The sequence below is a fragment of the Flavobacterium sp. WV_118_3 genome (assembly GCF_039778605.1).
Lineage (GTDB): Bacteria > Bacteroidota > Bacteroidia > Flavobacteriales > Flavobacteriaceae > Flavobacterium.
Genome location: NZ_CP156060.1, coordinates 34,329 through 47,812 on the forward strand (window position 1 = coordinate 34,329; position 13,484 = coordinate 47,812).

9 protein-coding genes are annotated in these 13,484 nt (G+C 39.2%); 8 read left to right on the forward strand and 1 reads right to left on the reverse strand.

Annotated elements, in window-relative coordinates:
• The first annotated feature begins 58 nt into the window (after positions 1 to 58).
• Both ABFU83_RS00165 and ABFU83_RS00170 read left to right on the forward strand, forming a co-directional pair.
• A complete protein-coding gene (locus tag ABFU83_RS00165) occupies positions 59 to 892 on the forward strand; it encodes a GLPGLI family protein (RefSeq protein ID WP_347067956.1) in 834 nt (277 codons plus the stop codon).
• Between the two features lie 129 nt (positions 893 to 1,021).
• Positions 1,022 to 3,733, forward strand: coding sequence for a TonB-dependent receptor (locus ABFU83_RS00170; RefSeq protein ID WP_347067958.1), 2,712 nt, complete (start codon positions 1,022 to 1,024; stop codon positions 3,731 to 3,733).
• Positions 3,734 to 3,826: 93 nt separating this feature from the next.
• On the opposite strand, the gene metK is transcribed toward ABFU83_RS00170, so the two are convergent.
• Positions 3,827 to 5,077, reverse strand: a complete 1,251-nt coding sequence (metK, locus tag ABFU83_RS00175; RefSeq protein ID WP_347067960.1) for a methionine adenosyltransferase — start codon at positions 5,075 to 5,077, stop codon at positions 3,827 to 3,829.
• Positions 5,078 to 5,389: 312 nt separating this feature from the next.
• Here metK and ABFU83_RS00180 point away from each other — a divergent pair, with 312 nt between their 5' ends.
• From ABFU83_RS00180 to thrA, 6 genes are all read left to right on the forward strand, one after another.
• Positions 5,390 to 6,376, forward strand: a complete 987-nt coding sequence (locus tag ABFU83_RS00180) for a choice-of-anchor J domain-containing protein (RefSeq protein ID WP_347067962.1) — start codon at positions 5,390 to 5,392, stop codon at positions 6,374 to 6,376.
• Between the two features lie 287 nt (positions 6,377 to 6,663).
• Positions 6,664 to 7,620 (forward strand): choice-of-anchor J domain-containing protein, encoded by a 957-nt coding sequence (locus ABFU83_RS00185; protein ID WP_347067964.1) that lies wholly within the window; start codon positions 6,664 to 6,666, stop codon positions 7,618 to 7,620.
• Positions 7,621 to 8,203: 583 nt separating this feature from the next.
• The gene (locus ABFU83_RS00190; RefSeq protein WP_347067965.1) at positions 8,204 to 9,502 is read left to right on the forward strand and encodes an O-acetylhomoserine aminocarboxypropyltransferase/cysteine synthase family protein; all 1,299 of its coding nucleotides are present in this window, start codon (positions 8,204 to 8,206) and stop codon (positions 9,500 to 9,502) included.
• Positions 9,499 to 9,957, forward strand: coding sequence for an OsmC family protein (locus tag ABFU83_RS00195; RefSeq protein WP_347067966.1), 459 nt, complete (start codon positions 9,499 to 9,501; stop codon positions 9,955 to 9,957). The genes ABFU83_RS00190 and ABFU83_RS00195 overlap by 4 nt, the downstream gene beginning before the upstream one ends.
• A gap of 104 nt (positions 9,958 to 10,061) precedes the next feature.
• Positions 10,062 to 11,054 carry an alpha/beta fold hydrolase gene (locus tag ABFU83_RS00200; RefSeq protein WP_347067968.1) on the forward strand — a complete coding sequence of 331 codons (993 nt, stop codon included), beginning with the start codon at positions 10,062 to 10,064 and terminating at the stop codon, positions 11,052 to 11,054.
• On the forward strand, positions 11,051 to 13,462 hold the full coding sequence (gene thrA, locus ABFU83_RS00205; protein ID WP_347067969.1) for a bifunctional aspartate kinase/homoserine dehydrogenase I: 2,412 nt from the start codon (positions 11,051 to 11,053) through the stop codon (positions 13,460 to 13,462). The genes ABFU83_RS00200 and thrA overlap by 4 nt, the downstream gene beginning before the upstream one ends.
• The last annotated feature ends 22 nt before the right edge of the window (positions 13,463 to 13,484 follow it).

Genomic DNA, 13,484 nt, shown 5'->3' on the forward strand with positions numbered 1-13,484 from the left:
AATCCGATTAAGATTCGTCAAAATACATTTGTAACAGGAAATTACTAAAAATAACAGTATGAAAAACAGTATTACCGCCGTAATGGTATTCTTCCTTTTGTTTTGTAAAGGAGAGAGTATCGCCCAACAAAGCTTTAGCGGGAAAGCGACTTATGAATCGAAACGGGATGTCTCGAAATTAAAAGTGGAGGGAAGTTCCATGACGCCTGAAATGCAACAAAACCTGATGGCACAATTAAAAAAGAGCATGGAGAAAACCTTTGTGCTGGATTTCGATAAAACGACATCGCTGTATAAAGAAGAACAAAAATTGGACAATCCGCTACTGGCATCCGGTCCGGGGGTACGGGTTCGGATTTCGAGTAGCGGCGGACTTTTTTATAAAAATGTAAAAGAAAAACGCTACGTGGACGAAAACGATATTTTCGGAAAAGAGTTTCTGGTAAAAGATACCTTGACAAACTGGAAATGGGAAATGGGATCGGAAACGAAAATGATTGGCGATTATACCTGTTATAAAGCGACTACTGTTCGGAAAAAAATACAGGAACCCGCTTCAAAAGATAAAAAATCAGTATTAAATATCGACGAAAGCGCACCAAAAGAAATCCGTATTACGGCCTGGTATACGCCGGATATCCCGGTAAGTCAGGGACCGGATAAGTATTGGGGATTGCCGGGATTGATTCTGGAAGTGAACGATGGCGATACCACGATATTGTGTTCTAAAATTGTTCTAAATCCGAAAGAGAAAACCGTGATCAAAGAACCGACCAAAGGCAAAGTGGTGACGCAAAAAGAGTATGACGAAATCCTTCGGAAAAAATCGGAAGAGAATATGGAAATGAATACAAATCAAAAAGGACGAACCGTGATTCGTATTGGTGGTTAATCGGAAAATGAAATAGTGTCCCATTTCCGTAACAAAAAACAAAAAAAAACGTCTATAAAGATTGAACCAAATTCAATTTTCGGAGTCTTATTGGGATGTAATGTTCCAAAAGAAAATAAAACCCTTGTAATGAAGCACTATCTATACCTATTATTTTGTCTGTTGTCGCTAACCGCTTTTTCCCAGAATATCCGTTACGAAGGCGTGATCAAAGACACGTTGGGCGCCCCGTTGGAAATGGCAAACATTATGGCGATCAATAAAGAGACCAAAGCGATGGACGCCTATGCGATCACGAACGATGCAGGAAAGTTTCAAATGTCGCTTAAAGCGAATGCCAACTATACCATTAAAGCCAGTTATGTAGGGTATTCGGCCTATGAAGCCGATCTGAAAACCGGAACAACGAATATGAATAAAACGATACATCTTCACGAAGGAATCGATTTGCAAGGTGTGCAGATTGTTAAGGAAATGCCGGTGACGATCAAAGGTGATACGATTGTATATAATGCCGATTCGTTTAAAAACGGTACCGAAAAAAAGCTGGGCGATGTCCTGAAAAAACTTCCGGGTGTTGAGGTAAATGCCGATGGTGAGATCGAGGTGGAAGGGAAAAAAGTGCAAAAGGTAATGGTGGAAGGGAAAGATTTCTTTGACGGCGATACTAAAATCGCGACCAAAAATATCCCGGCCGATGCTTTGGATAAAATTCAGGTATTACGGAATTATAACGAAGTGTCCAATCTGAAAGGACTCGAAAATAACGAGGAAAACGTAGCGCTAAATATCAAACTGAAAGAAGGAAAGAAAAATTTCTGGTTTGGGGAAATGTTGGCCGGAATTGGCGTAGGACATAAAGAAGACCGCCATATTGTAAATCCGAAATTGTTTTATTACAATCCGAAATACAGTGTCAATGTGATCGGGAACCTGAATAATATCGGGGAATTGCCACTAACGATGCAGGATTATTTTAAATTTTCGGGTGGTTTTAAAAACATGATGCGAAAAGGCGGAACCTCATTTAACGTGACGTCAAACGATTTGGCAATCTTAGGACTACGAAACAACCGGGCAAAAGAAATCGATACGCAATTCGGCGCGGCAAACTTTAGCTATAATCCGTCGAAAGCCTGGACATTAAGCGGATTTGGTATTTTTTCAGCCAGTAAAACCGACCTTGAAACCAATTCGAGAACGGTGCGGACTGATAATCTGCCGGATGGAACTACCGCTACGGTAACGGAGGAACGTCAGGAGCTTACCCGTCAAAAAACAAACCTGGGCTTGTTTAAATTGAGTTCCAGTTATGTGCCATCAGATAAAGTGCATTTTGATTATGATGCGTTTATCAAAGTATCGGATCAAAAAGAAGCGAATAGTGTTTACTCTAGCTTGCTGGATGATATCTATACCAATAAAAAACAAAAACCATTTTCAATTAGTCAGAATCTGAATTACTATTATACGCTAAACGCGAAAAACGTATTTGCCTTCGAAATGCAACATTTGTATCAGGAAGAAGATCCGTTTTATAATGCCAATTTACAATTGCAACCGTTTCAGTTACCGGGTTATGTGGTGGGGCAAAACCGAAATGATTTGACACAAAATCGTTTTGTAAGAACCAATAAGTTGGATGCCAAATTTGATTATTACTATATGCTAACGCCGAAAAGTAATATCAATGTAACCGTTGGAAATACGTTTTCAAACCAGCATTTTAACTCGCATATTTTCCAGATTCTGGACAATGGAAATACGAACGATCTAAACGATCCGCAAAATAACAACGATGTGGATTATACGTTTAACGATGTCTTTTTAGGCTTGCATTATAAATTTATTACCGGGAAGTTTACGTTTAATCCGGGCTTTAGTGTGCACAGTTATACAATGAATAACGAACAGTTGCAATCGGAATTTAAAAACAATTTTGTTCGCGTATTACCGGATTTTTACGCCTTATACCAGATCAAAAAATCGGAAACCCTAACGTATAATTTTTCCCTGACGAATAATTTTACCGATATCAACAAATTGGCCGAAGGTTATGTGTTTTCAAACTATAACAGTTTGTTTAGCGGAAACAGAACCCTGGAAAATTCGTTGTCGCAAGTGCATAGTCTGCGTTATTTTAAATACAATATGTTTAATTTCGAAAATATCTTTGCGAACATCACCTATACCAGACAAACGGATGGTGTAAAATCGAAAGCGCTTTTCGATGGTGTGAATCAGGTAGCGTCTTCGGTAAACATGCAGTCGGCTTTTGCAGACGAAAGTTTTACGGCCAATGCCAATTACGGACGTTCGTTCTTACGTTACTATAAAGCGTCGATAGGTGGGAATTTTAGCTGGAGTAAAAACAACAATATTCGGGTATTTCAAAATGGCGTAGAAGAAATTCAGACCACCGATTCGTATACGCAGAATTATAATGTGAAGTTTGCCACGAATTTTAAAAAGCTTCCGAATCTGGAATTGGGCTACGGATTTACGAAAAATGATTTCTTTAGTGATACGTTTTTTGTGGATAGCCCTTCGGTAACGTTGGAGTATTTCTTCCTGGATGCTTTTTCGCTTACGTCGGATTATACTTTTTATCACAACCGAAATAAAGCCAATACAATCGATAACGAATACGATTTCCTGAATGCGAGTTTATCCTATCAGAAAAAAGACAGCAAATGGGAATACAAACTGGCAGCGACAAACTTGTTAAATACCACTTCACTAAACGATAGTAGCTTTAACCAATTGGGCGGATCGAGTAGTTTTTCACAATATCTGGTACAGCCGCGTTATATTATCTTTAGCTTGAAATACAATTTATAAGCGTTTTGATTCCGGTAAAAACCGGTCAGAAATAATAAAAAAAGGGCTGTCTAATTTTTTAGACAGCCCTTTTTTGTATATGTTGATCAATTATTATAAACCGAATGCTTCTTTAACCGCATCTACATAGTCTAATTTTTCCCATGTAAACAACTCTACCGTTACCGTTTTTTCTTTTCCGCCCGGAGCGACAAACGTTTTGGTTACGGTTTCCGGAGTTCTTCCCATATGACCGTATGCAGCCGTTTCGCTGTAAATTGGGTTTCTTAGTTTTAAACGTTGTTCGATAAAGTACGGACGCATATCGAAAATGCTTTCTACTTTTTTCGCGATTTCACCATCGGTAAGATTTACTTTCGAGGTTCCGTAGGTATTGATATAAATACCCATTGGTTTTGCAACACCGATAGCATACGATACCTGAACCAAGATCTCATCAGCAATACCGGCAGCGACAAGGTTTTTAGCGATATGACGCGTTGCATACGCCGCACTTCGGTCTACTTTACTTGGATCTTTTCCGGAGAAAGCACCACCACCGTGCGCCCCTTTTCCACCGTAAGTATCTACAATGATTTTTCGGCCAGTTAATCCGGTATCACCATGTGGTCCACCGATAACAAATTTACCGGTAGGGTTAATGTGGTACTGGATTTTATCGTTAAACAAGTGAGCATATTGCGGGTTTTTAGCAATGATACGCGGAATTAAAATCTCAATAATATCTTTTTTGATTTTAGCCAACATGGTAGCTTCTTCGGCGAAATCATCGTGTTGTGTCGAGATTACAATTGCATCGATACGTACCGGTTTGTTATTGTTATCGTATTCCAGTGTTACCTGCGATTTCGCGTCCGGACGTAAATAGGTGATTTCGTTGTTCTCTCTTCGCAATTCGGAAAGCTCCTGTAATAATTTGTGAGAAAGATTCAACGCCAACGGCATAAAATCTTCGGTTTCGTTGGTCGCATAACCAAACATCATTCCCTGGTCACCAGCACCCTGATCTTCTTTATTGGAACGGTCTACACCCTGATTAATGTCTTGTGATTGTTCGTGAATAGCCGAAAGTACCCCACAAGAGTTGGCTTCAAACATATATTCACTTTTGGTATAACCGATTTTTTTGATTACTTCACGTGCAATTTGTTGTACGTCCAGGTAAATTTTCGATTTTACCTCTCCGGCAAGAATAACCTGTCCGGTAGTAACTAAAGTTTCACATGCTACTTTCGATTCCGGGTCGAAAGCTAAAAAATTATCAATTAATGCATCAGAAATCTGATCGGCAATCTTATCCGGATGTCCCTCACTTACTGATTCTGACGTAAATAAATAAGCCATAAGTTTAATTTTTATAATTAAGCGAGGAAAAACTAGTGCAGAAAACGCATAAAGAAGTGACTACTGCTTTAGCATTTTTTTAATACCGATACTACTATCGGTAAGAGGTTGCAATCAGTTCAAATTTTTCCTCTTAAAAATTTTTGTTTGCAAATTTATAAAAGACTTCGTTTTAAATAAAGAAAAAAAGTAAAAAAAAATAACGAAAGTTGCATAAGATGTGAAAAGTATGATTTTAACAATTGTTAAATCGTTAAGGTATGTAATTAAATTATTACATTCGTCGCATTATAACTCTTAAAAAACTTTCACATGAAGAAAAAATTACTTTCTTTATTATTTTGTCTTCCTCTTATGGGACAGGCTCAAAATCTTTACAATTATGGTTTTAACGGTACAACTGCCGACTTAACTACAGCAGGTTGGGTAAGAACCAATCAAAGTACTTCTGCCTCTACAACATTATGGACAGTAGCGAGCTATACTCCGGTGGTAGTAAGTGCAACCGTTAACCCAACTCCATTCCAAACGCAAGCCTATACAACTGGACAAACGTGTCCAATTCCTAACGGACAGGACGGAACGCCTAATACATTTGCTTTGGTAAACTTTACCAGTACATCAAGTACTGCGACGTCTGGTGCAACCATTAGTAACTGGTTAATTTCACCGGTTGTAACGGTACAAAACGGTGACGTTATTTCATTCTATACCCGTTTAGGGAAATATTCGGCTACCAATGCTGCTTCCTATGCGGATAATTTACAAGTGCGTATGAGTACAAATGGTGCGGCGACTGTAAACCCATCTACAGGACCAACTGCTGTAGGTGATTTTACAAACTTATTAGTAGAGATTAACCCAACGCAAAACTTATCGGCTTTCCCAACAAACTGGACACAGTATTCGTATACAGTAACCGGATTAACCGGGCCAACTGAAGTAAAAATCGGTTTCAGATATTTTGTAACAAATGGGGGACCTAACGGATCAAACTCGGATATCATCGGAATCGATACATTCTCTGTTGACAGACCTTTAGGAACTCAGGATTTCTTCGCCAAAAACTTTGTAGTTTTCCCTAACCCTGCGAAAGATGTGTTAAACATCGCAGCGAAAAACGGAATGGATATTAAAGGTATCCAAATTACAGATTTAAACGGAAGAATCGTAAAATCGGCTGCGGTTCAAACACAACCAGAAGCACAAATTAACATCAATGATTTATCAGCAGGAGCGTATTTCGTATCTGTACAGACTAACGAAGGTACTGCTACTTCTAAGTTTTTCAAAAACTAATACTATTCTATAATATTTGATCAAGCCTACCCGATCCGGGTGGGCTTTTTTGTTTTGGAAGATTATTGGTTTGCGAGAAATACGATAGATGGAGAACAACTTTATTTGAGTTGTTTAATGATGATCATAACGTAAAGAACTAGAACACAAAAGCGTGTTTAAAAGAGCATTTTTTAATGTAAAATCAGTTTAAAGGGTTCATTATCATGTAAATACAGGTCAGGTGCTGTTTGTCTCATCTGATTTTAATGGAAATTCGAAAATCGAATATCTAAATTTATATTATAATGAGAATACAATTACTTTTTATGGCGTTGCTATCAATGACCGTAGCAAATGCGCAAATGCAAAAAGGAACTACGACACTTTTTGAAGATAGTTTCGAATCCTATACTGATTTTAGCATTACCGATATCGGGGGCTGGATAACCCTCGACCTGGATAAGTCGCCTACTATGGGTGATCCTGAATTTTATTGGCAAAATAGATATAAACCGCACGCGTTTATTGTTTTTAATCCTGCCAATACAATTAGCGCTACCAAACTGCCCGGTATTTATTCTGCAAAGGAAGGAACTAAATATATTGGATCCTGGGGCGCAATCATACCGAAAGAAGGCGGAAGAAAACGTAATGATGATTGGTTGATCAGTCCACAAATACAGTTGGGCGCTTCAGCAAATGAAGTGAGTTTTTGGGTGAAATCTTTAAAAAAACGATTTAAAGGTGAAGATGGAAATGTACCGGAAAACTATACCATAGGAATCTATACGGGTTCTGAAACGCCTACTAGTTCGGATGATTTTACGTTAATTGCTACCGTTAACGATGATACTTTACCATTGAGTACCGCCTCAGATTGGGAGCAGAAAACATTTAATCTGGATACCTATGCCAATCAGACAGTACGAATCGGGATTCATAATGTTTCGCAAAATAAGTACCTTTTTATGATAGACGATTTTAAAGTGACCACTGCTACTTTGGGTACACAGGATTTCTTTGCCGATAATTTTGCGGTATTTCCAAATCCGGCTGAAAAATTATTGAATATTAGATCCGAAAAGAACACGGAAGTAAAGTCGGTTCAAATTGCTGATTGCAGTGGAAGAATCGTTAAAATTGTATCAGAAAAAATGACTTCCAACGCTCAGATTGCCATTGAAGATTTAACCACAGGGATGTATTTGGTTTCGATATTAACTGAAAATGGGATGTCGACAACTCGGTTTTTAAAAAAATAAAGATGAAAAGAAAGCATTTTTTTAAGTCAAAAATAATCAGCCGAGAAGCAAACTAAAAATGAGTGTTTACAATGCTTTCCATCTTTTTTTGAAAAATAAAATTGGGATTTATAAGAGTATATTGGAAAAGGAGAAATGTTAAAATTTGATTTTTTACTTGTGTAATCCAAAATTAGTTTTCAATTTTGTCCCATCAAATAGAAATAACAAAATGAAATCAATTAAGCGATATATGTGTATGATGATGTGGAGACATTCCGCAGAGGGTACTCTTGCTTAATTTTGAGATTTTAATTTTAAAAATATAGCATCAAAGCCTCTGCAAAACGCAGAGGCTTTTTTATTTAAAGCCATTTGAAAAAAACAGTACGAAAAAATAAAACATAAAAAATAACAAAATGAAGGCAACCGCAAAAATGATGATGAAACGAATGATGTGTATTTCCATGTACGCAAAACCCTGCTATTGCCAAAAGCGAATGACTTAGTCTAGTTTATATAGTTCAAACTGTAAAGTCCTTTTGGTAAAGCGCCAAAAGGACTTTTTTTTTAAATCAAAATTCAACTTTAAATCCATAAAAACATGAGCACTCAGAAATTTTCAACAAACGCATTGCACGCTGGACATAACGTATCAAATAACGCCGGAACACGTGCGGTACCGATTTATCAAACAACATCCTATGTTTTTAATAATGCCGAACACGCTGCTAATCTGTTCGGATTAACCGAAGCAGGATATATCTATACCCGATTAAATAATCCAACCAACGACATATTGGAACAACGTCTGGCTGCTCTGGAAGGTGGTATCGGAGCTGTAGTTACGGCTTCGGGAACCGCAGCCATCGCCACAACGCTTTTGGTGTTGTTGCGCTCCGGCGATCATATCGTTGCTTCCAACAGCTTGTATGGCGGAACCTATAATTTATTGAATGTAACCTTACCGCGATTGGGAATTACAACCACGTTTGTAGATCCTTCCGATCCGGAGAATTTTACAAAAGCAGCTCAGGAAAATACACGGGCATTTTTTGCAGAAAGCCTTGGAAATCCAAAGCTGGATGTGCTGGATCTCAAGGCGATTTCCAAGCAGGCACAGCAATTTAAGGTGCCGTTTATTGTGGACAATACCGTGGCAACTCCCTATTTGTTAAACCCGATTGAACACGGAGCGAATATTGTAATTCACTCGCTAACAAAATATATCTCCGGTAACGGAACTTCGTTAGGAGGTGCCATTATCGATGCCGGAAATTTTGACTGGAGTAACGGGAAGTTCCCGGAATTTACAGAACCGTCAACCGGATACCACGGACTCGTATACCACGAAGCTTTAGGGAATGCCGCCTTTATCGCGAAAACACGAATTGAAGGACTGCGGGATTTTGGAGCTGCTTTAAGTCCGTTTAATGCTTTTCAGATTATTCAGGGATTAGAAACACTGAATATCCGGGTGAAAAAACACAGTGAAAATGCATTGGAACTGGCACAATGGCTGGAACAACAGGAAGAAGTGGCCTGGGTGAATTATCCGGGATTACCATCCAGTCGCTATCATGAGTTGGCTAAACAATACCTGCCAAATGGACAAAACGGAGTGGTAACCTTTGGCTTAAAAGGTGGTTTTGATGCCGCACGATTGGTGGCCGATGAAACAAAATTGTTTTCACTACTCGCCAATATCGGAGATTCCAAATCACTGATTATCCACCCAACGAGTACCACACACCAACAGCTAACCGACGAACAGCAGGTGGCTACAGGTGTAACTAAAGATTTAGTCCGCTTGTCGGTAGGTCTTGAAGATTTGGAAGATCTGAAAGCCGATCTGATACAAGCATTCGAAAAAGTTAAATTAAAAAGAGAAGTAACGTCATGAGTACCAAAATAGTAAACGTATTAGGATATGTTGAAAACAACGAACAATTTGTTGTTAAAACAGAGAATTTCAAAGTAAGAATAAGTAATAATGTGGTTCTGGGCGATCAGAACGGTCCCAGCCCGATAGCGTTTTTACTCGCAGGTCTGGCCGGAAGTATCAACGCCGTAGGGCACATCGTTGCCAGAGAGCTTAAACTGGAGCTGAAAGCACTTCAGATCGAAATTTCCGGAGAACTGGAAACCAGTAAAATCGCAGGTTTGGAGACCAACAACAGACCCGGTTTAAAACGCATTGAAGTGGTTGTGAAACCAACTACCGATGCCTCGCTGGTTGTCCTAAAACAATGGATCGATACCGTAAAAGAAAGATGCCCGCTTCGCGATAATCTGCTCAATACGTCTTCGGTATTACTTACACTGGTAAAAGAATATACCACATCGGAAGTGATCTAAAGGATCGTTCCGAACCCAAAAATAAAATTAAGTTGTTTTGTTTGTTTTTACTGCCTCTGACACGTCTGCAATCGTTAGAGGCAGTTTCAAAAAAAGAAAAAGGAATGAGTAATATACATAAAATAGATCTGTTTGATTTTAGACTGGAGAATGCCGTGGTGAAAAGATGGATTCCATTGTATTATCAGTATTTCGGACAACCCGTCGGAACGGCTCCGGTGGTATTGGTAAACCATGCGTTAACCGGAAATTCACAGGTAACCGGTGAAAACGGATGGTGGAAAAGTCTGATCGGTCCCGGGGCGGTTATCGATACCGATTATTATACCGTAATCGCTTTTAATATACCGGGCAATGGCTATGACGGAAATCCGGATAACCTGATTCTTACTTATACAGACTTTACAACTAAAGATATTGCCCGAATTTTTTGGGAAGGATTGGAATACCTCGGAATTCAAAAATTGTTCGCGGTAATCGGCGGTAGCCTTGGCGGTGGAATTGCCTGGGAAATGGCATTTTTAAGACCTTTGCAGATTATAAACCTGATACCCATTGCAGCCGACTGGAAAGCGACCGACTGGCTGATTGCTAATGTGTTGGTTCAGGATAAAATTCTGAACAATTCCGAAAATCCAATTCATGATGCCCGATTGCATGCCATGTTATTGTATCGTACACCTTTGTCGCTAAACAAAAAATTTAACCGGGAACAGAATGATCCCAATAAAGAATATAAGGTAGAAGGCTGGTTATTACATCATGGTGAAAAGCTTAAAAACAGGTTTCAGCTGGCATCCTATAAACTGATGAATCATTTACTCAAAACAATAGGTGAAGCAAGCCATTGTGGTAGTTTTTTGCAATTCGGAAAAGAAACGACAGCGCATATTCACCTGGTAGCCGTAGATAGCGATTATTTTTTTACTGCCGATCAAAACCGGGAAACCTACGAAATTCTGAAAAGAGTTACTACAAACGTTTGCTATCACGAAATACAATCCATTCACGGGCACGATGCCTTTCTGATTGAATTCGAACAGTTAAATACCATACTGGGAAACATATTTATAACTACAAAACAAAAAATACAATGAAAATATTAAAGTTTGGAGGAAAATCCCTGGCCTATAACGGCGGATTCGATAAGGTACTCCGTATTATTCAGGACAAAGTTGAAAATCAGGAGAAGATTGCAGTAGTGGTTTCGGCTATCGGAAATGCCACAAATGAACTGGAACAAATACTGGAAGCCGCTTCAAAAAACAAATCCTATATTGAACAATTGGAAACCTTTAAAAAGGAGCAACAGGGAAATTCGGCAGTCGATCTTTCCAGTGAGTTTTCCCTACTCGATAAATTGTTCGAAGGTGTAGCACTTTTAGGAGATTACAGCCCTAAAATTAAAGATAACGTACTGGCTCAGGGCGAAGTTATTGCCGCAAAGGTCGTTACAGAAGCATTACAACAAAAAGGACTCAACGCTAATTTTTCCGATACGCGATTACTGATCAAGACCGATACCAAATTCGGAAATGCACAACCGCTGGAACAAACTTCACGAAAGAACATCCTCAATCACTTCAAACAACATAACGGCACCACCATCAATGTCATCACCGGGTTTATCGGATCAAATGTCAATGACGAAACCACTACACTGGGCCGTAACGGAAGTAATTATACCGCCTCTTTAATTGCAAATTATCTCGAAGCTGAAGAACTACAAAATTATACCCATGTGGATGGCATCTATACTGCCAATCCCGATCTGGTAAAAGACGCTAAAAAAATAGAGCGGTTGTCGTTTAACGAAGCCAACGAACTGGCCAACTTCGGAGCGACAATACTACACGCGAAAACCATCGTACCGCTTATCGAAAAAAATATCCCGCTTCGGGTACTGAATACTTTTAATCATCTTAATAAAGGAACACTGATCACGGCCATATCGGATAACGAAGGAATTAAAACACTTTCGGTACTGGATAATGTTGCATTGATCAACCTGGAAGGGAGAGGTCTTTTGGGTAAAACCGGAATCGATGCCCGTATTTTCCGCGTGATGGCCGATAATGAGATCAGTGTGAGTATTATTTCACAGGGATCATCCGAAAGGGGAATCGGAATTATAGTGGCTGCCGATAAAGTGACCAAAGCAATCGTAGGACTCGAACGTGAGTTTGAAAATGATTTTTATAATAAGGATGTAAGTAAAATCACGGCCAACGATAATGTAGCAGTGATTTCTATTATTGGTCAGGATTTGAGTACGTTTCACAAACCCTATACGGCTTTAATCCGAAATAAAATTGTACCGGTATTGTTTAATAATACCGTAACCGGTAAAAATGTGAGTTTGGTTGTCCAAAAGGCGCAAACCCATAAGGCGCTGAATGTGATTCACGGAGAAATATTCGGGGTGGCCAAAAAAATCAATATTGCAGTGTTCGGACATGGATTGGTTGGCGGAACACTGATTGATCAGGTTTTGGCTTCCGCAGCGAATATTGAAAAAGTAAAAGGAATCAAACTCAACATTTTTGCCATTGGAAATTCCAGAAAAGCACTGTTGAATAAAGACGGAATTACAACCAACTGGCGGGAAGAAATTCAGCAAAGTGGGAGATTATACAGTGTAGATGACGTGATCGATTATGCGGAAGAAAATCATCTGGAAAACCTGATTGCGATTGATAATACGGCCAGTGCCGATTTTATCGAAAATTATATTCCGCTGGCTGAAAAAAGTTTCGATCTGATTTCGTCGAATAAAATAGCCAATACCGTTGGGTATGCGTTCTATCAAAAACTCCGTAAAACACTGGCCGATAATCAGAAAAATTATTTATACGAAACCAATGTAGGCGCGGGCTTACCACTTATCGACACCATTAAATTACTACATCTTTCCGGGGAGAATATCACCAAGATAAAAGGCGTTTTTTCCGGTACGTTAAGTTATTTGTTTAATCATTTCTCGGTCGAAAACAGACCTTTTAGTGTGGTGTTGCAGGAAGCGGTCGACAAAGGTTTTACCGAACCCGATCCACGTGAAGATCTTAGTGGAAACGATGTGGCGCGTAAATTACTGATTCTGGCTCGGGAACTTGATCTGCAAAATGAATTTGAAGAAATTAAAATAGAAAACCTGATCCCTGAAAAATTGCAACAAGGTAGTGCTTCGGAGTTTTTAAACCGGATTTCCGAACTCGACACGCTTTATCAGTCGGTAAAAGAAAAACAGCAACCGGGTTATGTATTGCGCTACATCGGCGAATTGTCGGGCGACTTACAACAGGATAAAGGGAATCTCGATGTCAAACTGGTTTCCGTTCCGGGGAATTCTGCTTTGGGACAATTAAAAGGTTCCGATTCAATTTTTGAAATCTATACCGATTCTTACGGGGATCAACCCATTATCATTCAGGGCGCCGGTGCCGGTGCTTCGGTAACCGCAAGAGGTGTCTTTGGAGATATTCTGCGATTGTCGGAAAAGAAATAAAACTATCTTAAAACAAACAAAA

Coding starts and splice junctions, on each gene's coding strand:
- ABFU83_RS00165 (WP_347067956.1), top strand. CDS start 59: ATGAAAAACAGTATTACCGCCGTAATGGTATTCTTCCTTTTGTTTTGT.
- ABFU83_RS00195 (WP_347067966.1), top strand. CDS start 9,499: ATGAGTACCAAAATAGTAAACGTATTAGGATATGTTGAAAACAACGAA.
- ABFU83_RS00170 (WP_347067958.1), top strand. CDS start 1,022: ATGAAGCACTATCTATACCTATTATTTTGTCTGTTGTCGCTAACCGCT.
- ABFU83_RS00180 (WP_347067962.1), top strand. CDS start 5,390: ATGAAGAAAAAATTACTTTCTTTATTATTTTGTCTTCCTCTTATGGGA.
- ABFU83_RS00200 (WP_347067968.1), top strand. CDS start 10,062: ATGAGTAATATACATAAAATAGATCTGTTTGATTTTAGACTGGAGAAT.
- ABFU83_RS00190 (WP_347067965.1), top strand. CDS start 8,204: ATGAGCACTCAGAAATTTTCAACAAACGCATTGCACGCTGGACATAAC.
- metK (WP_347067960.1), bottom strand. CDS start 5,077: ATGGCTTATTTATTTACGTCAGAATCAGTAAGTGAGGGACATCCGGAT.
- ABFU83_RS00185 (WP_347067964.1), top strand. CDS start 6,664: ATGAGAATACAATTACTTTTTATGGCGTTGCTATCAATGACCGTAGCA.
- thrA (WP_347067969.1), top strand. CDS start 11,051: ATGAAAATATTAAAGTTTGGAGGAAAATCCCTGGCCTATAACGGCGGA.